This window comes from Kitasatospora sp. NPDC114501 (assembly GCF_055633695.1).
The window spans coordinates 136,560-162,345 of record NZ_JBVKDS010000019.1; the positions used below are offsets into that span (position 1 = coordinate 136,560).

Below are 25,786 nucleotides of genomic sequence, written 5' to 3' on the forward strand. Positions count from 1 at the left end.
CGCGCACACCGCGCAGCCGCACGATCACACATGCTCCCGAGCACGAACGGCACCGTCAACCGGTACCGGGCAGTCACCTCGACGGGCTACGGCTTGGGGGCGGCCCCGTCCGCGGCCACCCACTCGACGTCGGGGCTGGTGTTGCTGTTGCCGTCCAGCGCTGGAGCCTTGACCGTCCAGGTCGTCCCACCCGGCTGGAACTCGCGCTTCTCCCCCACCCTGGCGGCCAGGCAGTTCTGGGTGAACTGCCGCGCATCGGAGTCCCAGTCCACCCCGGCGGTGTAGTAGAAGTCGTACGAGCCGGCCTCGATGCCCCCGACGGTGGCCTGCCGCCCCTTGACCACGTACGCCGAGGCCACCGCCTGCCCGTCCCGGACGATCGAGACGACGGCGTCCATCTCGTCGTTGTTCTCGAACGTCAGCGCGCCCGTGCCCCGGTTCCCGCCGTCGCGGACCACGGCACCGTTCGCCAGGGCCCGCGGCTGCGGCTGCGGCTTGGGGAACTGGGGGGCGGGGAAAGCGGCCTGGTGGCCGGCCGCCGCCAGCTTGGCAAGGGCGGCCGGCACCGCCGTCAGCCCCGGGCCGGCGCCGAGCCGTGCCAGCACGACGCCGGCCGAGCAGTACTTGTGGACGTTGACGTCATCGCGGATCGTCGAGGCCTCGGAGGAGAGCGAGTTCAGACCGGCCACCAGTTCGGCGCGCGCCGTCTCCGCTCCGGCCCCGGTCGGCGGCACGGCGGACTGCAGGCTGCGGACGGCCCGGTCGGCGTTGGACTGGACGGCGGCGAGCGCGGTCGCGATGTCCATGGTGGTGGTCGCCGCGGCCACTTTCCCCAGCCCGGTGCCGACCGGCTCCAGGGCCTGGGTGGCCGTCGTGCCGAACGGCGTCGCCGAGGCGCTCGGCGCCGCCGTCGTCCCTCCCCCGCCGGAACAGCCCGCGAGCACCAGCACACCGACGACGGCCAGGGCCGCCCCACCCGAAGGCCCCGTGAACCGAACCGACTTCACAACCCCACCCCGATGACATCCCGTGCACAGTCCGTGCACGTCCCGGGCGACATGCTGCCGAGCACGAACCGTCCGGGTCAACCCGGTTGAGCGGTCAGAAGATCACCGGAAGGGCCCGTCCCCGGCCGTCGACGGAGGTCAACTACGATCGGGCCCGTGCTCAGTCTCACCGGACTCCCCCTCCAGATCATCGCCTCGGTCCTCGCGATCGCCGTCTTCGCCGCCACCATGTGGCTCTGGCCGCGGTTCGGCGGGAGGGGCTGGAAGGCCTGGCTGGGCCGGATCGGCGCGTTCCTGGCGACCCAGGTGGCGGTGCTGGCCGCGATGGGTCTGATCGCCAACAGCTACTTCGGCTTCTACAGCTCCTGGACCGACCTGCTCGGCACCAGCGGCGGCCTCGGCACGGTGGTCGACCACCAGCCCAACGCCTCCGGCGTGGCGATCACCGGGGAGGAGAAGTTCTACTCCTCCCAGGGCTCGGACCCGGAGCGCTCCGGCCTGATCCAGAAGGTCGACGTCAAAGGAGCCGGCAGCGGCCTGACCACCGAGGCGTACGTCTACCTGCCGCCGCAGTACTTCCAGCCGGACTACGCCAAGCAGCGCTTCCCGATGGCCCTGGTGCTCACCGGCTACCCGGGCACCCCGGAGAAGCTGATCTCGCTGATGCAGTACCCGGCGTCCACGCTGAGCGCCATCGAGCAGAAGAAGCTGCCGCCGACCGTCCTGGTGATGACCCGCCCCACTCTGGTCGGCGACCGGGACACCGAGTGCGTGGACGTGCCGAACGGCCCCCAGGTGGAGACCTTCTTCACCTCCGACCTGCCCAAGGCGCTGGCCATCACCTACCGGATCGGCACCGACCCGGCCAACCGGGCGGTGATCGGCAACTCCACCGGCGGCTACTGCGCGCTCAAGTTCGCGCTGCGCAAGCCCGACTCCTACCGCGCGGCCGTCGCGCTCTCCGGCTACTACAGCGCCGCCCACGACCCGACCACCGGCGACCTGTTCGGCGGCAGCGCCCAGCTGAAGCAGGAGAACGACCTGCTGTGGCGGCTCAATAACCAGCCCCCGGCCCCGGTCTCGCTGCTGCTGACCACCGCGTACGACGAGAACAACTACGACGAGACCAAGGCCATGGTCGCCGCCTTCAAGGCCCCCACCAAGATGTCCACCATCACCCTGGACACCGCCGGCCACAACTTCCACACCTGGACCCGGGAGATCCCCCCGGCCCTGGAATGGCTGGGCCGGCAGATCACCATGCCGCCGTCCGCGTGACGTCCGGCAGATCACACCCGCCTCACAGGTCCGTCTCACGGTTCTCTCAGTAGCGCCACCGACCGTATGGCGCATGACCACCAGCAGCTACTCCCCTCCGGCCGGCGAACCGTGGCCCGAGGCCGCGAAGTACCCGCCGCCGGAGGTGCCGCGGCCGGACGCGGTCCGGCCGGACCCGGCACCGCTCTTCCCCGAGCAGCCCCTGCCGCCCGCCGGTCCCAAGGGCCCGGCCTCCTGGTCCGGTCGGCTGCGCACCCTCCCGGCCCGCGCCTGGCGCGGTCGCGCGGACGACCCGCGCTGGGTGCGCCCGGCCCTGCTGGCGCTGCTGGCCGCGACCACCCTCCTCTACCTGTGGGGCCTGAGCGCCTCCGGCTGGGCCAACTCCTTCTACTCGGCCGCCGTCCAGGCCGGCTCCCGGAGCTGGAAGGCCTTCTTCTTCGGCTCCTCGGACGCCGCGAACTTCATCACCGTCGACAAGCCCCCGGCCGCGCTGTGGCCGATGGCGCTCTCGGCGCGGGTCTTCGGCCTCTCCTCCTGGTCGGTGCTGGTCCCGGAGGTGCTGATGGGCACGGCCACCGTCGGCGTGCTGTACGCGACGGTGCGCCGCCGCTTCTCCCCGCTCGGCGGCCTGCTGGCGGGCGCCGCGCTGGCGCTCACCCCGGTCGCGGCGCTGATGTTCCGCTTCAACAACCCGGACGCGCTGCTGGTGCTGCTGCTGACGCTGGCCGCGTACGGGCTGGTGCGGGCGGTCGAGGCGGCGGGCACCCGGTGGCTGGTGTTCACCGGGGTGATGTTCGGCCTCGCCTTCCTCACCAAGACCCTCCAGGCCTTCCTGGTGCTGCCCGCCTTCGCGGTGATCTACCTGGTCGTCGCGCCCACCGACCGGTGGCGGCGGGTGCGGCAGCTGCTGCTCGCGGGCGCGGCGATGGTACTGGCCGGCGGCTGGTGGGTGGCGGTCGTCGAGCTGCTGCCCGCGTCGGCCCGCCCGTACGTCGGCGGCTCGCAGGACAACAGCTTCCTCTCGCTCACCTTCGGCTACAACGGCCTGGGCCGGATCAACGGTGACGAGACCGGCAGCGTAGGCGGCGGCCGGATGCCCGCCGGGTTCGACCTGCCGGGCGGCGCGATGCCCGGCAGGGCGCCCGGCGGCGGGCGCGGCTGGGGCGAGACCGGACTGACCCGGATGTTCGGCACCGACATCGGCGGACAGATCGCCTGGCTGCTGCCGGCCGCGCTGATCCTGCTGCTGGCCGGGCTCTGGGCGACCCGCCGCCACGCCCGCACCGACACTGCCCGCGCGGCGTTCCTGCTCTGGGGCGGCTGGCTGCTCTCCACCGCGCTGATCTTCAGCTTCATGTCCGGGATCTTCCACCAGTACTACACGGTGGCGCTGGCCCCGGCCGTCGCGGCGCTGGTCGGCATGGGCGTGGACGGGCTGTGGCGGGCCCGGCACCGGCTGCCCTGGGCACCGGTGCTGGCCGGGACGCTCGCGGTGACGGCGGTCTGGGCGTTCGTGCTGCTCGGCCGCAGCCCGGACTTCCTGCCGTGGCTGCGCTGGGCGGTGCTGGTCGGCGGGCTGGTGGCGTCGGCCGCGCTGGCCGCCGGGCCGCTGCTCGCCGGGCGGGCGGTCGGCAGGCCTTCGGTCAGCGGGCCGTCGGTCACCGGTTCTGCCGGGGCCACGGCCGGGCGGCTCTCCGGCCGGGTCGGCACGCGGATCGCCTCGGTGGCGGGCCTACTGGGCCTGGCGACGGCGCTCGGCGGCCCCGCGGCGTACGCGGTGGACACCGTGAACACCCCGCACACCGGCTCGATCGTGACCGCCGGGCCGGGTGTGGCGGGCGCGTTCGGGCCGGGCGGCGCGGGGCACAGGGGCGGCAGCGGCGCCAAGGGCGCCAAGGGCTTCCCGGGCGGCGACGGCAACGGCCGCTGGTTCGGCCAGGGCGGTCCGGCGGGCCAGGACGGCCGGGACGGCCGGCAGCCCCTCCCGGGCGGCGGCACGGCCGGCGGTTCCGGGGGCGGCACGGCCGGCGGGCCGCCCCCCCGGTGGCATGGGCGGGCTGCTCGACGGCCCCAAGGTGACCGACGAGGTCGCCGCCCTGCTCGAGGAGGACGCCGACCGCTACACCTGGGCCGCCGCCGCGATCGGCTCCCAGACCGCCGCCGGCTACCAACTGGCCACCGGTGAACCGGTGATGGCCCTGGGCGGCTTCAACGGCACCGACCCGTCGCTGACCCTGGCCGGCTTCCAGAGGTACGTCCAGGAGGGCAAGGTGCACTGGTTCATCGGCGCGGGCGGCTCCCGGCGCGGCTTCGGTGGCGGCGCGGGCGGCGGCGAGGGCGGGCAACAGAACGAGTCCGCGCAGATCGAGTCCTGGGTGGCCGCCCACTTCACCGCGAGGACCATCGGCTCGACCCCGTTCTACGACCTGACGGCCCCCGCCTCCTGAGCCCAACCCCCGAAGGGGCGTGCCGCGTTCGCACGGCACGCCCCCTTTCCGCGTCCTCGGCCCGGTCAGTCGGACGGGCAGTGGGTGCCCGCCGTCGGCAGCCGGCCGTCCACCAGGTAGGCGATCACCGCGTCCCGGACGCAGCCGCTCTTGTCGTACCCGGTGTGCCCGTCGCCCTCCCGGGTGAGCAGCACGCCGTGCTCCAGCCCGCCGGCGAGCCGCTGCGCCCAGGCGTACGGGGTGACCGGGTCGCCGGTGGAGCCGATCACCAGGAGCGGCGCGCTGCCCGGCGCCCGGACCAGCCGCGGTGGTTCGGGGGTGCGGATCGGCCAGGGGCGGCAGTCCGGGTCGAGCAGGGTGCCGACCGGGTCGTGTCCGCTGGTCAGCGGGGCGCGGGCGGCGAGTTCGGCGAGCGCCGGGCGCAGTTCCGCCTCGGTGGGCGGCGGCGGGCCGTCGGCGCAGGAGATGGCGGCGTAGGCGTCGGCCGGGGTCCGGTAGCGGCCGTCCTCGCCGCGGCCGTCGGCGCCGTCGGCGAGGGCGAGCAGGCCCTCCGCGGCGCCCCGGGTGACAGCCGGGTCGAGGGCCGCGCGCAGCCGGGGCCAGGAGCGGTGGCCGTCGGCGAGCACGTTCAGGGCGGCGTCCCAGCCGAGTGCGGCGGTGAGCGTACGGCCGCCGGCGGCGCGCAGCGGGTGGTCGCGCAGGCCGTCGAGGAAGCGGGCGAGGCGTTGCGGGGCGGCGGCCGGGTCGGCGCCGAGCGGGCAGGCCGGCCCGTCCTCGGTGGCGCAGGCGGCGGCGAAGGCCCGGAGTCCGGCCTCGGCGGCGGCGGCCTGTTCGATGCCGAGCCGGGCGGCGGGGGCGCTGTGGTCGACGGCGCCGTCGAGGACGAGCCGGCCGGTGCGCTCGGGGAACTCCTCGGCGTAGCGGGCGCCGAGGTGGGTGCCGTAGGAGTAGCCGAGGAAGTCCAGCCGGCGTTCGCCGAGGGCGCCGCGCAGCACGTCGAGGTCGCGGGCGGTGTCGCGGGTGCCGAGGTGCGGGAGCAGGTCGGCGTGCCGGGCCCGGCAGGCCTCGGCGAGGATCCCGGCGCGGTCGTAGGCCGGGTCGTCGGTGGCGTCCCACTGGTCGCGGGTGCGGTCGTCCAGGCAGTGGACGGGGGTGGTGTCGCCGGCGCCGCGCGGGTCGAAGCCGACCAGGTCGTACCGGTCGTGCAGCGGCCCCTGGTAGCCCTTCCAACCCCAACGGACCGTTTCGACACCGGAGTTGCCAGGGCCTCCGGGGTTGAGCAGCAGGGCGCCGAGCCGCCGCTTCCGGTCTGCGGCGGGCACCATGGCGAGGGCGACGTCGACGGTGCGGCCGCCCGGGTCGGCGTAGTCCAGCGGGACCCTGAGGGTGGCGCAGCGCACCACGGCCCCGTCCGGGCCGGTGCCGTCCTCGCCGGGGCAGCGGTGCCAGTCGATCCGCTGGTCGTAGAGCGCGCGCAGGGCGGGGGCGGCGGTGGCGGCGACCCGCTCGTCCAGCGGCGGCCGGTCGCCCGGTCGGGCGGCGCCCGTGCAGCCGCCCGCCAGCGCGAGGACGAGGGCGGCGGCGAGGGCGGGCACGGCGTGCCTGGGCGACCGGCGGTGCCGGGAAGTCTTCGGGGCCACCGCCCACGAATACCACCCGGCCCCGGCCCGGGGCACACCGCACCCGCGTTCCCGGGCACCCGCCTTCTCCGGCCGCGCGTCGACGTCTCGCCGTGGACCGGCGTTTCGTCAGCCGTCGCACTGCTGGAGCATGGCCCTCTTGTCGGCATCGGTGACGGGCAGCTGGTACTTCAGCGAGACCTGGGCGAAGCGCACCGCGTACGCGCAGCGGATCTCGGGGTTGGCGGGCAGCCAGGTGGCCGGGCCGGAGTCGCCCTTGGAGGCGTTCTGCGAGCCGTCGGCGGGGATCAGGTTGAGCGGGTCGTTGGCGATCTGGACGCGCTTGGCCTTGTCCCACGTGCGGGCGCCCATCTGCCAGTCGTAGGAGAGCGGCATCACGTGGTCGATCTGGATCCGGGAGGCCTGCTGCTTGGTCCACTGGACGCTCTTGCCGGTGTACGGGTCCCAGATGGTCATCGCGGTGACCGTGCAGTCCGAGCCGTCCTTGTGCTCGACGGCGGTGCCGTCCCGGGCGAGCAGGTCGTTGCGGGTGTCGCACTTGTTGCCGCCGAACGGGACGCCCTCGACGTTGTCCGTCCAGGCGGGGCCGAACTCGTTGCGGTCGTAGCCGTCCTTGGTGCCGACGGCGGCGGTGGCGACCTTGGCGATGACGTCACGGCCGGCCTTCCGGTCCTCGGGGGTGGTCAGCGGCGCCAGGCCGGGCTTGGTGCCGTCCGGGTTCCGCAGCGGGCTGGTGCCCGCGCCTCCGGCGGCGGTGCCGCCGCCGGGTCCGGGGTCGCTCGGCTGGTGGTCGCGGCCGCCGATCAGCCAGCCGACCAGCGCGAGCGCGCATATCAGGAACACGGTGGCGGCGGACAGCGTGGTGCGGCGGGCGGGCACGGAGAACTCCCGGGATCAGGGGTGGGTTGACGGCGAACCAGCAGATCAGCCGCCCCGGGGCAGGTCAAGGCGACGCCACGCGGCGCCCCCGGAGCATGCCGAAGCTCACACCCGCTCAGGTCCGGTTCCTCGACCGCCCGCCCCGCCCCGTCCCGTCCCGGCAGCCGAACTGCCGGGGCGCGGCCGCCGCGTACGGCTCCCGCTGCGGGCCCCACGGTGCGCGCCCCGGCCCCGACCGGGCACGCTGTCCCCATGCAGACTGCGCCGACACCCGCCGGACCCGCCCCTGTCGCCGCTCCGGTCGCCGCCCTGGTGCTCGCCGCCGGGGGCGGGCGGCGCCTCGGCGGGCGGCCCAAGGCGCTGCTCCGGTACGGGGGGCGGCCGCTGGTGGAGCACGCGGTGGCGGTGGTCCGGGCCGGCGGCTGCGCGGACGTCACGGTGGTGCTGGGCGCGGAGGCCGGACGGGTACGGGCCACCGCGCACCTGCCGGGCTGCCGGCTGGTCGGCAACCCGGACTGGGCGCAGGGCATGGGATCCTCGCTGCGGGCCGGCCTGGCCGCTCTGCCGCCGCACGCCCCGGCGGCGCTGGTGATGCTGGTGGACACCCCGGGCGTCACCCCGGCCGCGGTGGCCCGGCTGCTGGCCGCCCACCGGGCCGGCGCCGAACTGGCCGCGGCGGCCTACGGCGGGCGGCGCGGGCACCCGGTGCTGATCGGCGCCCGGCACTTCGCCGAGGCGGCGGCGGGCGCCCGCGGCGACACCGGGGCGCGCGCCCTGCTGGCGGCGCACGCGGCGGAACTGGTGCTGGTCGAGTGCGCCGACGTCGCCGTCCCGGACGACCTCGACACCCCCGCCGACCTGGCCCGCTGGTCCGCCGGGTGAGCGTCCCGGCGCGGCCGGCCGAGCATCCCCCTCGGGAAGGATTCCGCTCCTACCCGGGCGGGCAGGATCCCCTGATCCGTCCCTGAGGATTGCCCCATTCCGCGTCCGGCGCCGGACATTTCGGGGAGCATGGGAGACGTCCCACCCACCCGACACCGACGGACGGAGCCCGCGATGGCCGGACTGCCCGACGACTTCACCGGACACGACCCCACGCGGCCGGGGCCGGGCGGTGGCGCCCGGGCGATCCGCTGCCCCGCCTGCCGCCGCGAGCACCTCTACGAACCGCCCTCCCTGCCCTGCCCGTGCGGGGCCTCGCTCAAGGTGCCGCTGCTGCGCGGCGGGGTGCCGGTGCAGGTCCGCTTCCGCTCCTGGGAGGACTCCTGGCTGAGCATGCGCTGCCCGCACTGCGGCCGCTCCGACCAGTGGCCGCAGCCCGAGTTCACCTGCAACTGCGGGGCCACCGTCCGGCTGCCGGTGGACCGCACCACCCGGCTGGGCACCGGCACCGCCGCCCCGCTCGCCGCCCCCGGCCCGCAGGCCGCCCGCCCGTACCCGGCCCACCCGGCGAACGCGCCCGCCCCGGCCCCGCCCGCGCCGCCCTCGGCCGGCCGCTCCCGCCCGTTCCGCCACCGCGCGCCGTTCCGTCCGCACCCGGTGCGCACCTCGCAGGACGCGGTGTTCACCGCCGCCCGCTACCTGGAGTGGCTGGGCTTCGACGACCTGGAACTGACCGAGGCCCAGGAGCGCGACGGGGTCACCCTGCTGGGCAGCCGGATGGTCGCCCAGGTGGACACCTGGACCGAGCCCGCCGACGTGAAGTCGGTCGAGTGCCTGTGGCTGCAGACCCTGCACGCCGAGGAGACGGCCGCCGCGATGTTCACCCTCGCGGGTTATTCGCACCAGGCCACCGTGCGCGGCGAACAGCTGCTGGTCGCCCTGTTCAGCCTGGACCTGGCGGGGGTGCCGCAGCCCGCGAACGGCGCCGCCGAGGCCCTGATGGAGACCGGCTGGACCTCCTGACCCGCCGGGCGGCCCACCGGACCGGCCCGCTCCACCTCCTCTAGATCATTCTTCTTCCAAAAGCAACAACCTTCGCTCGTGATCTGGTGCACAAGCTCACCCCCGTGTTGAATTGCCGCCACAGCGCGGGCCTTTCGCCCTGTCGTCGTCATGCGTACGGGTCGTGACGGCAGGGCCTCAGGGGCTGGTCCGCGCCCTTGCCGGATGGCGCACACAAGGAGGTGGCGTTGTCGGAGCACGGATGGGACCCGAGCGGGCCGGTCGGGCGGGGGAGGGCGGCAGCGGAGGAGCCGGGTGACACCGTGTGGCGGCTGAGGTCCCGGGGGTGCTGGCAGGAGGCTGCCGAACTGCTGCGACCGACCGCCGAGCACGACCCGGACGCGGCCCTCGGGCGGGCCGAACTCCTCATCGAACAGTGCCTGTTCACCGCCGCGAACTGGACCCAGGCGGAGCAGGCGCTGCGCCTGGCGGAGGCCCTGGCCTCCGGCACCGAGCAGCGCGCGGCCGCCGCCTGCGCCCGCGGCTTCCTCGCGTACGTCGCGAGCGTACTCGGCCCGCGGGACCGGCTGGACGAGGCGCAGGCCGCGCTCGGCCGCACCTCGGCGCTGCTGCCGCCGGACGCCCCGGGCCGCCCGCTGCTGGACTTCCGGCGCGGGCTGGTCGCCGAGAACCTGCTGCGCGACCGCAGCGCCGCCTGGATCGCCTACCGCCGGGCGCACGACGGCGCCGGCGAGCGCGGCGACGAACTGCTGCGCTCGTACACCTGGCGGCACCTGGGCGCGCTGGCGCTCTCCCGCGGGGACCGCGGGAACGCCCGGGAGGGGTTCGACGCCTCGCTGCGGCTGCGCGAGCAACTCGGCTTCACGGTGGGGGTGGCACCGGCGCTCGCGGCGCTCGCCGAAGTGTCCGAGCCGCCCGAGGCCGCGCGGCTGCGGGCCGAGGCCACCCGGCTGGTGGCCGCCCTGGGCGGGGTGCCGGTCTGGCTGGCGCGCCAGCTGGGAGCCGTCCGCACGCCGGGGACTCCCCCGGACGGACGCATCGCGAGCGAGACCGGGGGCAGCATCAGCTAAGGTGAGGCTAACCTGGCCGGGGGGAGCAGTACCCCGGCCGGGTCGCCTTGCCGTTCCCCGGGCACCGCCATGCCCCGGTCCGGCCGCGTCCGGCTCCTCCACTGCGCCGGGCACCGCCGGGCGGACCATGGGCGCCCCGGTCGACCCGATGGGGCCGTCCATGACCGTGAGCAGCGCCCGGCCCGGCCCCCGACCGCGTGCCCCCCGCACCACCGGGGCGCGCACCCCCGCCCCCGCCCCGACTCCCGGCCCCACCGCCCCGGGCACCCCCTCGTACCAGCGGCTGTCCGGGCTCACCCCCGTCCTCACGGTGCGCTGCGCCCCACCCCGGCGCGGCGACGGCTGGCTGCCCGCCGCCGACCTCGCCACCCGCCCCGAGGCGGTGCGCGAGCTGATCGACCACGACGCCCGGCAGGGCCTCGCCCGCTACGGGCAGCCGCTGCGCCCGGACGTCGCCGCCGGCTTCGGGCTGCACCGCTTCGTCTGGCCGGTCTCGCTGCTGTTCACGCTGCCGTGGTTCCTGGAGCGGCGCGTCCCGCTGCTCGCCCTCGGGGACGTCGCGCTGCGCCGGCGCCCCGGGGCGGTCGAACTGACGGTCCGTCCGGCGGAGTTCGCCTGTCTGCCGGACGACCCGGCGGCGGGGTCGGCGGTCGGCTCGGTGGCCGACCCGGCGACCGGCTCGGGGCGGCCCCGGACGGTGGCGGACGAGCGGGCGCTGGCCGCCGCCCTGCGGTCCGCGCTGGGCGCCTTCCTGGCCCCGGTGCTCACCGCCTTCGGCCCGGAGGCGCGGCGCGGGCCCCGGGTGCTGTGGGCGATGGCCACCGACGCGGTGGTGGAGGGGCTCTGGTACGCGGGCGGGCTGCTCGGCGAGCAGGAGAGGGCGCGCACCGAACTGTCCGCGCTGCTGGCGCCCGGCGAGCCCCTCGACCCCGCGCGTCCGCCCGGCGCGGGCGCCCGCCCCGCTCCGGCCCCGGCCCCCTTCACCCCGGGCGCCGGTTTCGCGCCCCCGGCACCCGGGGACGACGGTGCTCCGGGCCCGGAGCGGTCCCGGGCCAGCTGCTGCCTCGTCTACACCGCGGATCCGCAGGACATGTGCGCCGGCTGCCCGCGCGTCACACGACGTTGACGAAAACCTGTCCGAGGGCAGGCTCGAAAAGCCCGTGATTCCGGGAACAATCCACGCCAAATTCATATGACAATGCGATGGTAACCGGGTCAGAAATCCCTCTCCTCAGCGCATTGACGGAGAATCAGCCATTCCCCCGCCGAGCATCCGCCATGATGGTCCCCGCCGTCACGACGCAGGAAGACGCAGGCAAGCGACGCAGGAAAGCGAGGCCGGTTCCGGCGATGAAATTGTCCGACATACCGCTCGGATGGGCGATCACCGTGGTCGTGGGGCTGCTGGTCAGCGCACTCCTGGTGGCCCTGCTCCGCAGCCGGGGATCCACCTCCCCCACCGCCGGCACGGATTCCTGGGAGCGCTCCGAGGAACGGCGCCGCCGCAAGGAATCCCTGTACGGCGGCGCCTCCTACACCCTGCTGTTCTGCTGCGCCGGCGTCGCGGCCGCCCTCTCCTTCCACGGCCTGGTCGGCTTCGGGGTGCAGAACCTGGGCCTGTCCGGCGGCTGGGAGTACCTCGTCCCGTTCGGACTCGACGGCGCCGCGATGTTCTGCTCGGTGCTCGCCGTCCGCGAGGCCAGCCACGGCGACGCGGCGTTCGGCTCCCGGCTGCTGGTCTGGATCTTCGCCGGTGCCTCGGCCTGGTTCAACTGGGTGCACGCCCCGCGCGGCCTGACCCACGCCGGCGCCCCGCAGTTCTTCTCCGGCATGTCCCTCTCGGCGGCGGTCCTGTTCGACCGGGCGCTCAAGCAGACGCGCCGGGCCGCCCTGCGCGAGCAGGGCCTGGTACCGCGACCGCTGCCGCAGATCCGCGTCGTCCGCTGGCTGCGCGCCCCGCGCGAGACCTACGCGGCCTGGTCGCTGATGCTCCTGGAAGGCGTGCGCAGCCTGGACGAGGCGGTGGACGAGGTTCGCGAGGAGAAGCGGGAGCGCGCCGTCGAGAAGCAGCGCCGCAAGCTGGCCGGGCGCCGGGAGCGGGCCGAGATCCGGGCGATCAACCGCTCCCACAGCGCCTGGCGGCGCGGCGGCGGCGCGGCTCGGCAACTGGCCTCCGCTGCGGAGCCCGCGACGGCCGCCGGAGCGGCCCGTCCCGGCACGGAACGGGCGGTGACGGAGCGAGCGGTGACGGAACGGGCGGTGACGGAACGGGCCGGAGCGGAACGGGTCCCCACCGCGCCGGCCGAGGGCGCGGTCGTCCAGCCGGGCCTGCCGGCCGGTCCGGAGCGGCGCACCATCGACCTCACCACCGAGGACGACACCGTCACGCTGCCCCGGCTGGACTCGCTGGAGCGCAAACTGAAGGACCTGGAGCAGCAGTTCGGCTGACCCCCCGGGCCGGTTCCCCCCGGTGGCGCGCGGACGCCACGGAGGCCGGAGAACCGGACGGGTGCTCAGGCCGCGGCCACCGCCATCCCGCTGAGCTCGAACCACATCCGCTTGCCGGAGCCGCGCGGCTCCACGCCCCAGGAGTCCGCGAGCGCCTCCACCAGCATCAGCCCGCGCCCGGAGGAGGCCTGCTCCCCCGGCGTCCGGCGGGTCGGCCAGAGGTCCGACTCGTCCTCCACCTCGACCCGCAGCCGGGCCCGGCCGCCGTCCTCCTCCGGCTCCCGGTAGAGCCGGGCGGTGAACATGGCGTCCCGGTCGGTGTGCCGGATGGCGTTGGTGACCAGCTCGGAGGAGAGCAGCTCGGCGGTGTCGATGAACTCGGCCACGCCCCAGCGGCGCAGCGCGTCGCGCAGTTCGGCCCGGACCTCGGCGACCCGCGCCAGGTCGGCCTGGCCGATCCGGCGGCGCAGCTGCTGGGCGGCCAGACCGCCGGCCGGGCCGTCCCAGCGCAGGAGCAGCAGCGCTATGTCGTCCTCGCGCTCACCGGAGTCGGCGGCCTGGGAGGAGATCCGGTCGGCCAGCTCCTCCAGCGGGTCGCGCGCGGCCTCCGCGGCGTCCGGCAGCGGGCGCGCGAGCACCCGGGTGAGCCGGTCGATGCCCTCGTCCAGGTCCATGCCGCGCGCCTCGACCAGGCCGTCGGTGCAGAGCAGCACGGTCTCGCCCGGGTCCAGGCTGAACCGGGTGACCCGGTACTCCTGGTCCGGGTCGATGCCCAGCGGCAGCCCGCCGGCCACCGGCACCACGGCGGCGGTGCCGTCCGCGCGGCGCACCACCGGGTCGAGGTGGCCGGCCCGGACGGCGTAGACCACCCCGTAGTCCACGTTGACCTCGGCGTAGGTGCAGGTCGCGAAGTGGTCGGTGTCCAGGTCGGCGAGGAAGCGGGAGGCACGGGCCATCACGGCGGCGGGCGGGTGCCCCTCGGCCGCGTAGGCGCGCAGCGCGATCCGCAGCTGGCCCATGATCCCGGCGGCGTGCACGTCGTGGCCCTGGACGTCGCCGATCACCAGACCGACGTGCCCGCCGGGCAGCGGCACCACGTCGTACCAGTCGCCGCCGATCTGGAGGCCGGAGCCGGCCGCGATGTAGCGCACGGCGGTGCTCACGCCCGGGATGGACGGGACGGTGCGCGGCAGCATCACCCGCTGGAGGCCGGCCGCGAGCTCGTGCTCGGCGTCGTGCAGCCGGGCCCGGGCCAGCGACTGGGCGACCAGCCCGCCCAGGGTGGTCAGCAGGGTGCGCTCGTCCGCGTCCAGCTCGCGCTCGTCGTCGAAGCTGACCACGCAGACGCCGATCGCCCGGCCGCTGGCCACCAGCGGCAGGTACGCCCAGGAGCCGCGGCCGGTGCGGCTGGTCGGCTCCCACACCTCCGGGTAGCCCTCGCGGAAGTCCTCGCGGGTGGAGACGAAGACGGGCGCGCGGTGGCGCAGCGCCTCGGCGGCCGGGTGGCCGGCCGGCAGCACGGTGCGGTCCCAGACCGCCAGCGAGTCGGCGCGGTAGCCGGAGGCGCCGAGGATCCGCGCCCGTCCGGCCTCGAAGGAGGCCAGCACCAGGCCGTCCGGGGGCAGCCCGGGCAGCGGCAGCTCGGTGAACACCCGGGCCACGTCACGCACGGTGACGGCTTCGGAGAGGGCGCGCGCCGCCTCCTTGATGAACCGGGAGCGCTCCTCGCGCAGCAGGGCCATCCGGTCGGCGTGGTCGCGCTTGTGCAGCTCGACGGTGGCGTCCCAGACGAAGCCGACCATCCGGGAGGCCCGGCCGAAGGCGTCGGCGAGCACCCGGCCGCGGAAGCGCACCGCGCGCATGCCGCCCTTCGCCCCGACCGTGCGGTAGTAGGCGCCGCACTGGCCCAGTTCGGCCACCGCGCGCTCGACCCGGCGGCGCACCACGGGCGCGTCCTCGGGGTGCAGCAGGGACAGGAAGGAGGCGGCGGTGCGGTCGAAGCGGCCGTGCTCCAGGGCGTCGAGTCCGACGATGGCGCAGGCCCGCTGGTCGCCCTCCAGGACGTCGCGGCGGATGTCCCAGTCGAAGGAGCCGATGCCGTTGGCGGCCATCGCGGGCTCCAGCCAGTCCGGCATGGTGTCCGCGGAGGACGGCGGCAGGCCGCCGGACAGCACGGGCGCCACCCGGGCGGCGGCGAGGCTCGGGGACGGGCGCGCCACGGAGCCGCGGCGCGCGGGCTGGGCGGGCGGCCGGGCCCGGCCCGTCCCGGTGGGGGCGGGGCCTGCGACGGGCTGCCCGGAGGTGCGCGGCTCCGGGGCGCCGGGCTGCTCGGCGACCCGCGGCTCGACGGTCCGGGGTGCGATGGTCCTGGGTGCCACGGTCCTCGGCTCTCCGGTTCGCGGCTCCACGGTCCTCGGCTCTCCGGTTCGCGGTTCCACGGTTCGCGGCTCCACGGTCCTCGGCTCTACGGTTCGCGGCTCGACGACGGGCGCCGCGCCGGGAGGATGCGCCGGCCCCGGCGACTCGGGCTCAGTGGGCATGCTGCTCCTGCCGCTGCCGTGGCGGACCGCGCCGACCGTCCGGACGGGCCGCGTGGCGGTGTGATGGGTCGTGCTGGATAGGACGGTACGACGGGCGGTGGCCAGTCGAGGTTCGGTCTCCCCGCTGCTTCCCGCACGTGGACACACATTCCCACCATCCTGGCCAATGTTCGGCCGAGCGGCAATGCCAACGGCCCGGAAATCTTCCGTTCCGCCTTCTGTTCAGGGCTTCCTTCGCCAGCGAATCAATCGACGGCGAACCATCGTACGGCCCGGCCGGCGGTGGCGGGACGGGGCCGGTCGGCACGGCAGCACCGGGACGACCCGCCGACTCAGGGCGTGGCGAGTTCGAACCAGGTGACCTTGCCGTCGCCGCGCAGCTGCACGCCCCAGGAGTCCGCGAGCGCCTCCACCAGCAGCAGGCCGCGCCCCGAGGTCGCGTACTCGGCCTCCGGATCGCGCCGGCGGCCGGGCAGTCTGCTGGTGCCGTCCTGCACCTCGACGCGCAGCCGGTGGTCCGAGCCGAGCACCGCGTCGAACACCGCGCCCTTGCCGGTGTGCAGCAGCGCGTTGGTGACCAGCTCGGAGGTGAGCAGCTCGGCGGTGTCGGACAGCTCCGGCACCCCCCAGTGGCTCAGCGCCGACCGCAGCCGCCGCCGGACCGCGCCCACCCCGACCAGGTCCGCCGGGTCGAGCGTCAGGTGCAGCCGCCGGTGCACGGCACAACCCGGAGCCGGTGCGCCCGGCAGGGTCGTCCCGGTGCCGCCGACCGGCCCCTGGACCGGCCCGGACCGGTAGGCGTCGCCGGAACTCGTCCGCTGCCGCGGGAATCGCGACTGACCGTCCATCAACCCATGCCCCCGCCCTGAATCCCAGGCCCCCGCCTCCGGATCCCCCGCCGGCCGGGTGGCCCCCTCGATCTGACCACTCATCCTCATGCCCAGTTGACGGCGTTTGCAACAGTGTGCGTCCGATCACGTGGGGTGAAAGGGGCACGGGAAGGTTCGCGTGATCCAACTGCCCGCGCCGGACAGGTTTGCGAAGCGCAGGGGCTGTTTTCGAGGACGCCCCCGCCCGATCCCGCGCACACCCGGCGCCCGTAAGGACCATGCGCCCGCCTGCGCGCCCCCTCCCCCGCTCCCGCCGCGCGCCGGCCGCACGCCGGGGGCGGGCCGCACGCCAGGGCGGGCGTCGGGCGCCTCGCGCCGTCCGGCCGCTCACCCCCACCCCCCGCCCAGCAAGCCGAACGCCCGCGCAGCGGCAACGCTGGACAGGGCGGCCCGGTGCGGGTTCAATGACCCGAGGTGTTTGAACGACGTTCTAACATCGGCCCCGGACCTTCCGAGGCCCGGACCTTCCGGGACCGGACCCCTTCCGAGGCCCCCGAGCCGACCCCCTCCCCGGCGACCGCGAGCGAGGAACCGTGCGACTGACCCCCACCGAGCGGGACCGGCTGCTGATCTTCACAGCAGCCGAGCTGGCCCGCGCCCGCCGCGCCCGGGGCGTGCGCCTCAACATCCCCGAGGCCACCGCCCTGATCGCGGACACCGTCTGCGAGGCCGCCCGCGACGGCCGACGCCTGGCCGAGGCCATCGAGGCCGGCCGCTCCGTGCTGACCGCCGAGGACGTGCTGCCCGGCGTGCCGGACGTGGTCACCGTCGTCCAGGTCGAAGCGGTCTTCGACGACGGAACCCGCCTCGCCGTCGTCAACGACCCGTTCAGGGGCGCCGGCTCGCTCGGCGACGAGGCCCCCGGCGGCGCGCTGATCGGTGACGGCACCGGCTACGACCCGGTCGAGGAGACGCTCCTGCTCCCCGTCCACAACACCTCCGGGGTGCCGATCTCGGTCACCTCGCACTTCCACTTCTTCGAGGCCAACCCGCGTCTGGCCTTCGACCGGGCCGCCGCCTACGGCACCCACCTGGCCGTCCCGGCCGGCTCCTCGGTCCGCTTCGACCCGGGCAGCACCGTCGAGGTCGGCCTGGTGCCGATCGGCGGCGAGCGGGTCGCGATCGGCTTCGCGGGGCTCGTGGACGGCCCCCTCGACGCGCCCGGCGCGAAGGAGGCCGCCCTCGCGAAGGCCCGCGCGACCGGCTACCTGACCGACTTCGACGACTCGGAGGTGCCCTCGTGACGGCGATCTCTCCCCACGACTACATCTCCGTGCACGGCCCGCGCGCCGGGGACCGCGTCCGGCTCGGCGACAGCGGACTGATCGTCCGCGTGGAGTCCGACTCCCAGGCGCCCGGCGACGAGTTCCTGGCCGGCTTCGGCAAGACCGCCCGCGACGGCCTGCACCTCAAGCCCGCCGCCGTCCGGGACACCTGCGACGTGGTGATCAGCAACGTGCTGGTGATCGACGCGGTCCAGGGCATCCGCAAGACCTCGATCGGCCTGATCGGCGGCCGGATCGCCTCGATCGGGCGGGCCGGCAACCCGGACACCCTCGACGGCGTCGACGTGGTCGTCGGCACCGGCACCACGATCGTCTCCGGCGAGGGCCTGATCGCCACCGCCGGCGCCATCGACACCCACGTCCACCTGCTCTCGCCGCGGATCATGGAGGCCTCGCTGGCCTCCGGCGTCACCACGATCATCGGCCAGGAGTTCGGCCCGGTCTGGGGCGTCGGCGTCAACTCGCCCTGGGCGCTGCGCCACGCCTTCAACGCGTTCGACGCCTGGCCCGTCAACATCGGCTTCCTGGGCCGCGGTTCGTCCTCCGACGAGGCCCCGCTGATCGAGGCGCTGGCCGAGGGCGGCGCGTCCGGCTTCAAGGTGCACGAGGACATGGGCGCGCACACCCGCGCCCTGGACACCGCGCTGCGGGTCGCCGAGGAGTACGACGTCCAGGTCGCCCTGCACACCGACGGCCTGAACGAGTGCCTGTCGGTCGAGGACACCCTGAAGGTGCTGGAGGGCCGGACCATCCACGCCTTCCACATCGAGGGCTGCGGCGGCGGGCACGTCCCCAACGTGCTCAAGATGGCGGGCGTGCCGAACGTCATCGGCTCCTCCACCAACCCCACCCTGCCGTTCGGCCGGGACGCGCTCGGCGAGCACTACGACATGATCGTCTCCGCGCACGACCTCAAGCCCGACCTGCCCGGCGACGCCGCGATGGCCCGCGACCGCATCCGTGCCGGCACCATGGGCGCCGAGGACGTGCTGCACGACCTCGGGGTCATCGGCATCACCTCCTCCGACGCCCAGGGCATGGGCCGGGCCGGCGAGACGGTGCGCCGTACCTTCGCCATGGCCGGGAAGATGAAGGCCGAACTCGGCCCGCTCGACGGCACCGGCTCGTACGGGACGACGGAGAGCGGCGACGACAACGAGCGCGTGCTGCGCTACATCGCCAAGCTCACCGTCAACCCGGCCATCGCGCACGGCCTTTCGCACGAGGTCGGCTCGATCGAGGTCGGCAAGCTCGCCGACATCGTGCTCTGGCGCCCGGACCACTTCGGCGCCAAGCCGCAGCTGGTCCTCAAGGCCGGCTTCCCCGCGTACGGAGTGGTCGGCGACCCCAACGCCTCCACCGACCGCTGCGAACCGCTCGTCCTGGGGCCCCAGTTCGGCGCCCACGGCGCGACCGCCGCCGACATCTCGGTGGCCTTCGTCGCCCAGGCCGCCGCCGACGGCGCCTACCTCGACCGGGCCGCCGACGGACTGCCCACCCGCCGCCGCCGGGTCGGCGTGCGGAACACCCGCGGCATCGGGCCGCGCGACATGGTGCGCAACGCCCGCGTCGGCCACGTCGAGGTCACCGAGACCGGACTGGTCTCCCTGGACGGCTCGCCGCTGCGCTCCGAGCCCGCCGACAGCGTCTCGCTCAGCCGCCTCTACTTCCTCTGACCCTCCCCTAGGACGCGATGATGACCACCCCCACGCCCGCCTCGCTCGGCTACCGGATGCCCGCCGAGTGGCACCCGCACGACCGCACCTGGATGGCCTTCCCCACCGCCAACCCCACCTTCGACGGCCCCGAGCAGCTGCACGCCGCCCGCCGGGCCTGGGCCGCCGTCGCCGACACCATCGCCGGGTACGAGCCGGTGACGCTGGTCGTCAACACCGGTGAGACGGCGGAGGCGCGCAAGTACGTCTCCGAGCGGGTCGAGATCGTCGAGCGCCCGCTGAACGACGCGTGGATGCGCGACATCGGCCCGTCCTTCCTGATCGACGGCAAGGGTTCACTGGCCGCCGCCGACTGGATCTTCAACGGCTGGGGCGCGCAGTCCTGGGCCCGCTGGGACAAGGACCAGCACGTCGCCGAGCACCTCGGCGAACTGACGGGGGCGCGGCACTTCGCCTCCCGGCTGATCAACGAAGGCGGCGGCATCCACGTCGACGGTGAGGGCACGGTGCTGGTCACCGAGACCGTCCAGCTCGGCGAGGGCCGCAACGCGGACTGGACCAAGGAGGAGGTCGAGGCCGAGCTGCACGCCTTCCTCGGCACCACCAAGGCCATCTGGCTGCCGCGCGGACTCACCCGCGACTACGACGAGTTCGGCACCCGCGGGCACATCGACATCGTCGCCTCCTTCGTGCGCCCCGGCGTCGTGGTCGCCCACGTCCAGCCCGACCCCTCGCACCCGGACCACGAGGTCTGCCGCGAACTGGTCGCCGTCCTGCGGGCCTCGACCGACGCCCAGGGCCGGACGCTGGAGGTCATCGAACTGCCCGCCCCCACCGTCCTGCTGGACGAGGACGGCGAGCCGGTCGACTACTCGTACATCAACCACTACGTGGCCAACGGCGCCGTGATCCTCTGCGCCTTCGACGACCTGCGCGACCAGCAGGCCGCCGCCGTCCTCGCCGAGGCCTACCCGGGGCGCACCGTCGAACTCGTCGACGCCCGTGAGATCTTCGCCAACGGCGGCGGCATCCACTGCATCACCCAGCAGCAGCCGAAGGCGCTCTGACGCCCCACCCGGGTGGGAGCCGCGCGCTCCCACCCGGGCAGCCCTCCGAGCGCCGTGCCCCCGAGGAGATCCGCACATGGCCGACCCCCGCCCGCGCCGGCCGGCCCGACCCCGCGAGGAGGTCTTCGCCGCCGCCCGGGCCGCGATCGCCGAACACGGGCTCGGCAAACTCACCATGGCCGGGCTCGGCAAGCAGCTCCAGATGAGCGCCGGGCACCTGCTCTACTACTTCGGCAGCAAGGACCAGCTGCTGCTGGAGACCCTCCGCTGGAGCGAGGACCAGCTCGGCGCCCGCCGCCGCGAGGCCCTCGCCGACCGCGCCCTCGACCCCTGGCAGCGCCTCGACGCCTACCTGCGCCTCTACCTGCCGGAGGGGGCCGGCGACCCGCGCTGGATCCTCTGGGTCGAGGTGTGGGGCCGCTCCCCCGCGAGCGCCGAGATCCGCCAGGGCCAGCAGGAGATCGAGGCCCCCTGGCAGGCCGACCTGGTCGCCCTCATCGAGGAGGGCACCGCCGCCGGCCACTTCACCCCGGGCCCCGCCGCCGACCGCGCGGTGCAGATCCGCGCCCTGCTCGACGGCCTCGCCGTCCCCATCGCCATCGGCCTCCCCGACGCCCACCGCCCCGCCGCCCTCACCCAGGCCACCGCCGTCACCACCATCCTCCTCCGCACCTGACCGCGCCTGGGCCTGGTGTTGCCCCTGGCCCTGGCCCTGGCCCTGCGCGAGAAGTCGGCCCCGCCGACTTCTCGCGCCTGCGCCCAACGCCGCCGCCCGGCCGAATATGCAGACCGGTCTACAGGGTTTCCCCTGTCCGGCCACCCGCGCGCACAGGAAGTCGGCCCCGTCGACTTCCCGCGCAAGCGCCCGGCTACCCTGCTCGCCGAATATGCAGACCGGTCTACACATTCGTCATCGCGCCGATACCCATCGCCCTCCCCTGCGGCGGCGACTGGAGGCCTGCGCGTGAGAAGTCGACCAGACCGACTTCTCACGCAACCGTCGGACCACGCCCCTTCAGGACGTCGACTGTGCGGCACCAAATATGCAGACCGGTCTACAGATTTAGCTCGCCAAGCCACCCCCGCATAGGAAGTCGGCCCTGCTGACTTCTCGCGCAAGCCCGACCGACCGTGCCCCGAATATGCAGACCGGTCTACATATGCGCCCCGGGGCAGGCACTCACCCCCATCGGGCGGCAGCGACCTGAGGGCCTGCGCGCGAGAAGTCGACCAGACCGAATTCTCACGCAAGCACAGGCCGCACCCAACCTGCCATGAATATGCAGACCGGTCTACAGATTTGTTTCCGCCCAGGCACCCCCTCGCACACGGGAAGTCGGGCCGGTCGACTTCCTGTACGGCAGGTGACATGGGGACCTGCACGCGAGAAGTCGATCAGGCCGACTTCTCACGCAGGAGCGGGAATCGTGCCCTCGGGCGTAGGAAGTCGGGTCGGCCGACTTCCTATACGGCAGGGGGACGCTGGGGTCGTGCGCGGGAAGTCGGCCGGGTCGACTTCTCGTGCGGGGCGGGGTCACTCGGTCCAGATGGCGGCGGCTGTGCGGTCGTCGGCGTAGCCCTTGGCGCGGACCTGGACCTGGCGGAGGAAGTCGACGGTGCCCGGGGGGTGGGGGTGGGCCCAGTGGGAGGAGAGGAAGTGGGCGACGGCCGGCTCGTCGGCGATGGGGCGGGCCAGGCCGGGGGCGCAGAGGAGGAGGATGTCACCCGGCGTCGCGGGGACGAGCCGGAAGCGGAACGGACGCGGGCCGGGGACCGGGGCCTCGGAGACCGGCGGCTGACCGTCCGGGTGGTGCAGCAGCCGGGCCGCGTAGGCGTCGATCCAGTGGCCGGAGCGCAGCAGGTAGAGCCCGCCCGGGCCGACGCCGAAGGACGCCCGGTAACCCGCCTCCGGGTCCAGCGACACCATCAGGCAGTGCAGCGAGGCCGGTGACGGGGTGTCGTCCCCCTCCGCCCGGGGCGCCAGGGCACGCAGCGGGGCGGCCGCGCCGGTGGCGAGACGCTGGAGGCCGTAGCGGAGCCGGTCGCGGGCGCCGTCGCGCAGGTCGGCGGCCAGTCCGGCCCGGCTGCGCCCGATCGCGGCGGCGAGCTGGTGGCACGCCTCGCCGGTGGCGGCCGCGACCGCCGCCGCGGTGACCATCTCCTCCTCGGCAGGCCCACCCGTACGGTCGAAGCCGCCGAGGACGGCGAGCAGCAGACCGTCGGGGCCCTCGCCGAACCGCGTGACCAGCAGGGAGTCGCGGCGCGGCTCTCCCCGGTAGCGCGCGGAGTCGCCCCGCACGGAGGCGGCGCGCAGGACGGACGATCCGTACTGGGCGCCGTCCAGCACGGTGTCCGGTACGACCGCGCGCAGTGAGCCCGGGTCCGCCTCGGGTACGGCCGTCGGCTCGGGTCCGTAGGTAGGGGGGCGTTCGCCGACGTGTGGGACGGCGGTGCCGCCGTCGGCGAGCGGTGCGCGGGCGGCCAGGCGGGGGTCGGGGACGGGCGCGGTCTGGGCCGCGGGGTCGGGCTCGGGGTCGGGCTCCCGGGTGTGGACGGGTCCGGGCTCAGGCTCCGCTTCGGCTTCGGGTTGTGCCTCGACGACGGGCTCGGGCTCGGGTTCGGGCGCAGGTTCGGGGGTGGGCGGCGGGGTGGGCTTCTCCAGGGAGACCGGGTCCGGGACCGGTACGGCCTCCGGCTCCGGTGCCGCCTTCGGTGCGTCGTCGGCGAAGGCGGGGGCCGGGAACCGGTGGGTCTCGGTGGAGGTCCGCTGACGCCCGATCCCTTCCGTGCCGCCGATCACGCCGACCGCGGTGTCGAACCAGTCGTCGAGGCTGTCCCGGTTGTCCGAACCCGCCGAACCGTCCGAACCCGCCGAGACCTCAGAGCCCTCCGAACCCGCCGAGCCCGCTGAGCCCGCCGACCCGCCGGAACCGTCAGGCCCCCCAGGCGCCTCCGGCTCGGACTTCGACTCCGCTTCCGCTTCCGGCTCCGGCTCCGGCTCCGGTTCCGCCACCGGCTCCGCCGACCGCTGCTGCCCGATGAGCCCGACCGCCGTGTCGAACCAGTCGTCCACGCTGCCGTCCCCCGGGTCGGCGTGCGGGGTGTCCGGGAGGGTGCCCGTCGGACCGTCGTAGACGGCGTCCCACCAGCCGTCGTCCGGCCGGTGCGGTTGTGCGGGTGCACCCTGCTTGCTCATCTGACGGCTCCTGGTCGTTCCGTGGTCGCGCCGCCCCCGGCGGGCCGGGCTGACGACATTGTTCTCCACCTGCGACGACCCTGTCCGGGTTTCGGCGACAACCGGTCACCCACCGGAGAGTCCCGGCCACCGCGCTCACCAGCCGGTTCGCCGGACCGGCCCCGGGTACGTCCTCGGTTCGTCCGCTTCCGTTCCGTCCGCGCTTGCCGGATGTGTCCGGAGCAGGGCGTTTCCTGGTCATCCGGGTGTCCGAGCCGCCGAAAATGGGGGCCAATGGGGGGCATCGCATCACTCGTTCGGCTGATTAAATGTGCGCATGACCGCGTCGGCCCCCAGTTCGCCCCGACCGGGGAGGGCCGCGTCCGCGGGCCGCCCGGTGGGTCGGCTGTTGGTCCTGCTGCTCACCGCGCTGCTGACGCTGCTGCCCTGCGCGGGCCCGGCGAAGGCGGCGGACGGCTCCGGCCATCCGGCGCCGCCCTCGGCCGCGGTCGGCGCCGTCACCGTCGTCAGTGTGGTCAGCGTCCAGGTCGCCACCGGGCAGACCTCCCACAGCGGCCGCGCCGCGAAGGTCACCAAGTCCGCGCAGTCCTCGGACCACCACCGGACGGCCGAGGAGCAGGGGCACTGGATCCTCTGCACCGCCGACGGCCAGCCGCCGCGCGACAACGGCTGCTCCAGCCACCCGTACTGCCCGCAGGACGCCCAGCTGCCGAACCCGCCGCCGCAGCCGCAGCCCGCCGTGTCACCGCTGACCCCCGCCGCGCCCGAGGCGCTGCCCCGGGTGGTGCCGACCGGGCTGCTGGACGGCTCGCACCCGGTTCCCGACCTGCACGAACTCCAGGTCCACCGGTCCTGAGTGGAACCCACCGTCGGCACGGCCGCCGACGGATCCGCCCTTCCTCTCACTCCAGCTGACCGCCGCCACCCGACCCGGTGCGGCGGGGACAAGGACGACCACCATGGGTTCCGCTTCCAAGCAGTCCAACAAGCCCGGCGGCAAGCAGGGCGGCGGCGACCGCCGCGCCCGGATCGCCGAGCTGCGCGCCGCCGAGCAGCGCCGCGACCGCCGCAACAAGATCGTCGCCTCGGTGGCGGCAGGCGTGCTGGTGATCGGTGCGATAGCCACCGGCACCTGGGTCGTCATGGACCAGAACCAGAAGAAGAAGGACAAGGAGACCGCCGCCAACGCGGACATCCCGGGCGTGAAGACCTTCGGCGAGCTGAGCCGCACCCACGTCAAGGACAAGGTCACCTACCCGATGACCCCGCCGGTCGGCGGCGACCACAACGCGATCTGGCTGGACTGCATGGGCCACGTCTACGACCAGCCGGTCGAGAACGAACGCGCCGTCCACTCGCTGGAGCACGGCGCGGTCTGGGTGACGTACAACGGCAAGGCCACGCCGGACGACCTGAAGACCCTCTCCGACAAGGTCAAGAAGACCCCGTACTCGCTGATGAGCCCGTACCCGGACGAGGAGGGCACCATCACCCTGAACGCCTGGAGCACCCAGCTGATCGTGGAGAGCGCCAGCGACCCGCGGGTGGAGCAGTTCTTCACCAAGTACGTCCAGGGCAAGCAGACCCAGGAGCCGGGCGCCTCCTGCACCATGGGGCAGATGTGACCGCCGACCCGGGCCGCCGCGACGAGGCCGCGACGGAGGACGCCGCGCACGCCGCGACGGACGCCGTCGCCGAGGGCGGGTCCCCGCGCCGCCGCCGCATGTGGTGGCCGGCCGCGCTCGCCGCCGCCGTGGCACTGGCGCTCGGGGTGCCGGCCCTGGTGGCGAGCGGGACCTCCGCGTCCGGCGCGTCCACGCTGTCCGTCCCGGCCGGCGACTCCCCCGAGGCGGGGTTCGCCCGCGACATGGCGACCCACCACCAGCAGGCCGTGGACCTGTCGTTCGTCGTCCGGGACCGCACCGCCGACGAGCCGACCCGCACCCTGGCCTTCGACATCATCAACACCCAGGCCAACCAGCGCGGGATGATGATGGGCTGGCTCGACCAGTGGGGGCTGCCCCAGCACTCGACCGCCACGCCGATGGCGTGGATGAAGATGGGCCACGAGTACCAGGCCCACGACGGTTCGCTGATGCCCGGCATGGCCACCAACGCCCAGATCGCGAAGCTGCGCACGCTCAGCGGGCGGGACGCCGAGGTGTACTACCTCCAGCTGATGATCGAACACCACAAGGGCGGCGTCGAGATGGCCCAGGGCTACGTCGACAAGGCCGGGAACGAGACGGAGAAGCGGCTCGCGCAGTCGATGGTGGTCGGCCAGACCTCCGAGCTCGAGCTGATGACCGACATGCTCAAGGAGCGCGGCGCCACCCCCGGCGTACCCGCCTCCTGAGCGGCCGCTCCGCACGCTCCGCGTTCTCCCCGGGCGGCCGGGGGGGGTGGGGGGGGGGTCTTCCTTCGTGCCCTCCCCCCCCCCCCCACCTGCCCTCCCCT

The 25,786-nt window shown here is 74.8% G+C and carries 19 protein-coding genes and 1 pseudogene; 14 read left to right on the top strand and 6 right to left on the bottom strand.

Annotated features, from left to right (window positions below; translation table 11 throughout):
• Nucleotides 1-86: 86 nt before the first annotated feature.
• On the bottom strand, nucleotides 87-1,007 hold the full coding sequence (locus ACZ7RU_RS31475; RefSeq protein WP_470344369.1) for a hypothetical protein: 921 nt from the start codon (nucleotides 1,005-1,007) through the stop codon (nucleotides 87-89).
• Nucleotides 1,008-1,163: 156 nt separating this feature from the next.
• Between ACZ7RU_RS31475 and ACZ7RU_RS31480 the strand changes: the two genes are divergently transcribed.
• Both ACZ7RU_RS31480 and ACZ7RU_RS31485 read left to right on the top strand, forming a co-directional pair.
• Entirely contained in the window at nucleotides 1,164-2,285 is a 1,122-nt protein-coding gene (locus ACZ7RU_RS31480) for an alpha/beta hydrolase (protein ID WP_470344370.1), read from the top strand.
• A 73-nt stretch (nucleotides 2,286-2,358) separates the two neighbouring features.
• Nucleotides 2,359-4,732, top strand: a pseudogene (locus ACZ7RU_RS31485) (glycosyltransferase family 39 protein).
• Between the two features lie 65 nt (nucleotides 4,733-4,797).
• Here the strand turns inward: ACZ7RU_RS31485 and ACZ7RU_RS31490 are convergent.
• The gene (locus ACZ7RU_RS31490; RefSeq protein ID WP_470344371.1) at nucleotides 4,798-6,372 is read right to left on the bottom strand and encodes an alpha/beta hydrolase; all 1,575 of its coding nucleotides are present in this window, start codon (nucleotides 6,370-6,372) and stop codon (nucleotides 4,798-4,800) included.
• A 108-nt stretch (nucleotides 6,373-6,480) separates the two neighbouring features.
• A complete protein-coding gene (locus ACZ7RU_RS31495) occupies nucleotides 6,481-7,251 on the bottom strand; it encodes an HNH endonuclease family protein (protein WP_470344372.1) in 771 nt (256 codons plus the stop codon).
• A gap of 252 nt (nucleotides 7,252-7,503) precedes the next feature.
• Here ACZ7RU_RS31495 and ACZ7RU_RS31500 point away from each other — a divergent pair, with 252 nt between their 5' ends.
• The 5 genes from ACZ7RU_RS31500 (at nucleotide 7,504) to ACZ7RU_RS31520 (ending at nucleotide 12,674) form a co-directional block, all read left to right on the top strand.
• The gene (locus ACZ7RU_RS31500; protein ID WP_470344373.1) at nucleotides 7,504-8,133 is read left to right on the top strand and encodes a nucleotidyltransferase family protein; all 630 of its coding nucleotides are present in this window, start codon (nucleotides 7,504-7,506) and stop codon (nucleotides 8,131-8,133) included.
• 174 nt (nucleotides 8,134-8,307) lie between these two features.
• Nucleotides 8,308-9,156 carry a hypothetical protein gene (locus ACZ7RU_RS31505; RefSeq protein ID WP_470344374.1) on the top strand — a complete coding sequence of 283 codons (849 nt, stop codon included), beginning with the start codon at nucleotides 8,308-8,310 and terminating at the stop codon, nucleotides 9,154-9,156.
• Between the two features lie 227 nt (nucleotides 9,157-9,383).
• Nucleotides 9,384-10,226, top strand: a complete 843-nt coding sequence (locus ACZ7RU_RS31510; RefSeq protein WP_470344375.1) for a hypothetical protein — start codon at nucleotides 9,384-9,386, stop codon at nucleotides 10,224-10,226.
• A 160-nt stretch (nucleotides 10,227-10,386) separates the two neighbouring features.
• Complete coding sequence (locus ACZ7RU_RS31515; RefSeq protein WP_470344376.1) at nucleotides 10,387-11,352, top strand: (2Fe-2S)-binding protein; 966 nt, start codon at nucleotides 10,387-10,389, stop codon at nucleotides 11,350-11,352.
• A 224-nt stretch (nucleotides 11,353-11,576) separates the two neighbouring features.
• Entirely contained in the window at nucleotides 11,577-12,674 is a 1,098-nt protein-coding gene (locus ACZ7RU_RS31520; RefSeq protein WP_470344377.1) for a DUF2637 domain-containing protein, read from the top strand.
• A 65-nt stretch (nucleotides 12,675-12,739) separates the two neighbouring features.
• Here ACZ7RU_RS31520 and ACZ7RU_RS31525 read toward each other — a convergent pair whose 3' ends face one another.
• Nucleotides 12,740-15,052: an ATP-binding SpoIIE family protein phosphatase gene (locus tag ACZ7RU_RS31525; protein ID WP_470344378.1), complete on the bottom strand. Its 2,313-nt coding sequence runs from the start codon at nucleotides 15,050-15,052 to the stop codon at nucleotides 12,740-12,742.
• A gap of 494 nt (nucleotides 15,053-15,546) precedes the next feature.
• A complete protein-coding gene (locus ACZ7RU_RS31530) occupies nucleotides 15,547-16,062 on the bottom strand; it encodes an ATP-binding protein (RefSeq protein ID WP_470344379.1) in 516 nt (171 codons plus the stop codon).
• Nucleotides 16,063-16,637: 575 nt separating this feature from the next.
• Here ACZ7RU_RS31530 and ACZ7RU_RS31535 point away from each other — a divergent pair.
• The 4 genes from ACZ7RU_RS31535 to ACZ7RU_RS31550 all read left to right on the top strand — a co-directional run bounded on the left by ACZ7RU_RS31535 (nucleotide 16,638) and on the right by ACZ7RU_RS31550 (nucleotide 20,809).
• Entirely contained in the window at nucleotides 16,638-17,348 is a 711-nt protein-coding gene (locus ACZ7RU_RS31535; protein ID WP_470344380.1) for an urease subunit gamma, read from the top strand.
• Complete coding sequence (locus tag ACZ7RU_RS31540) at nucleotides 17,345-19,066, top strand: urease subunit alpha (protein ID WP_387758090.1); 1,722 nt, start codon at nucleotides 17,345-17,347, stop codon at nucleotides 19,064-19,066. The genes ACZ7RU_RS31535 and ACZ7RU_RS31540 overlap by 4 nt, the downstream gene beginning before the upstream one ends.
• Before the next feature lie 17 nt (nucleotides 19,067-19,083).
• Nucleotides 19,084-20,133 carry an agmatine deiminase family protein gene (locus ACZ7RU_RS31545; protein ID WP_470344381.1) on the top strand — a complete coding sequence of 350 codons (1,050 nt, stop codon included), beginning with the start codon at nucleotides 19,084-19,086 and terminating at the stop codon, nucleotides 20,131-20,133.
• A gap of 76 nt (nucleotides 20,134-20,209) precedes the next feature.
• Nucleotides 20,210-20,809, top strand: coding sequence for a TetR/AcrR family transcriptional regulator (locus ACZ7RU_RS31550; protein WP_470344382.1), 600 nt, complete (start codon nucleotides 20,210-20,212; stop codon nucleotides 20,807-20,809).
• Between the two features lie 858 nt (nucleotides 20,810-21,667).
• Here the strand turns inward: ACZ7RU_RS31550 and ACZ7RU_RS31555 are convergent.
• Nucleotides 21,668-23,329, bottom strand: coding sequence for a protein phosphatase 2C domain-containing protein (locus ACZ7RU_RS31555; protein ID WP_470344383.1), 1,662 nt, complete (start codon nucleotides 23,327-23,329; stop codon nucleotides 21,668-21,670).
• A gap of 316 nt (nucleotides 23,330-23,645) precedes the next feature.
• On the opposite strand from ACZ7RU_RS31555, the gene ACZ7RU_RS31560 reads away from it, so the two are divergent.
• From ACZ7RU_RS31560 to ACZ7RU_RS31570, 3 genes are all read left to right on the top strand, one after another.
• Nucleotides 23,646-24,185 (top strand): hypothetical protein, encoded by a 540-nt coding sequence (locus tag ACZ7RU_RS31560; protein WP_470344384.1) that lies wholly within the window; start codon nucleotides 23,646-23,648, stop codon nucleotides 24,183-24,185.
• A gap of 103 nt (nucleotides 24,186-24,288) precedes the next feature.
• A complete protein-coding gene (locus tag ACZ7RU_RS31565; protein ID WP_470344385.1) occupies nucleotides 24,289-24,954 on the top strand; it encodes a DUF3105 domain-containing protein in 666 nt (221 codons plus the stop codon).
• Nucleotides 24,951-25,685, top strand: coding sequence for a DUF305 domain-containing protein (locus tag ACZ7RU_RS31570; protein WP_470344386.1), 735 nt, complete (start codon nucleotides 24,951-24,953; stop codon nucleotides 25,683-25,685). Before ACZ7RU_RS31565 ends, ACZ7RU_RS31570 begins: the two co-directional genes overlap by 4 nt.
• Nucleotides 25,686-25,786: the final 101 nt, after the last annotated feature.

Excerpts from the sequence above, each read along its gene's own strand:
- ACZ7RU_RS31520 (WP_470344377.1), top strand. The coding sequence starts at position 11,577 with ATGAAATTGTCCGACATACCGCTCGGATGGGCGATCACCGTGGTCGTG.
- ACZ7RU_RS31515 (WP_470344376.1), top strand. The coding sequence starts at position 10,387 with ATGACCGTGAGCAGCGCCCGGCCCGGCCCCCGACCGCGTGCCCCCCGC.
- ACZ7RU_RS31505 (WP_470344374.1), top strand. The coding sequence starts at position 8,308 with ATGGCCGGACTGCCCGACGACTTCACCGGACACGACCCCACGCGGCCG.
- ACZ7RU_RS31530 (WP_470344379.1), bottom strand. The coding sequence starts at position 16,062 with ATGGACGGTCAGTCGCGATTCCCGCGGCAGCGGACGAGTTCCGGCGAC.
- ACZ7RU_RS31565 (WP_470344385.1), top strand. The coding sequence starts at position 24,289 with ATGGGTTCCGCTTCCAAGCAGTCCAACAAGCCCGGCGGCAAGCAGGGC.
- ACZ7RU_RS31500 (WP_470344373.1), top strand. The coding sequence starts at position 7,504 with ATGCAGACTGCGCCGACACCCGCCGGACCCGCCCCTGTCGCCGCTCCG.
- ACZ7RU_RS31560 (WP_470344384.1), top strand. The coding sequence starts at position 23,646 with ATGACCGCGTCGGCCCCCAGTTCGCCCCGACCGGGGAGGGCCGCGTCC.
- ACZ7RU_RS31545 (WP_470344381.1), top strand. The coding sequence starts at position 19,084 with ATGATGACCACCCCCACGCCCGCCTCGCTCGGCTACCGGATGCCCGCC.
- ACZ7RU_RS31555 (WP_470344383.1), bottom strand. The coding sequence starts at position 23,329 with ATGAGCAAGCAGGGTGCACCCGCACAACCGCACCGGCCGGACGACGGC.
- ACZ7RU_RS31550 (WP_470344382.1), top strand. The coding sequence starts at position 20,210 with ATGGCCGACCCCCGCCCGCGCCGGCCGGCCCGACCCCGCGAGGAGGTC.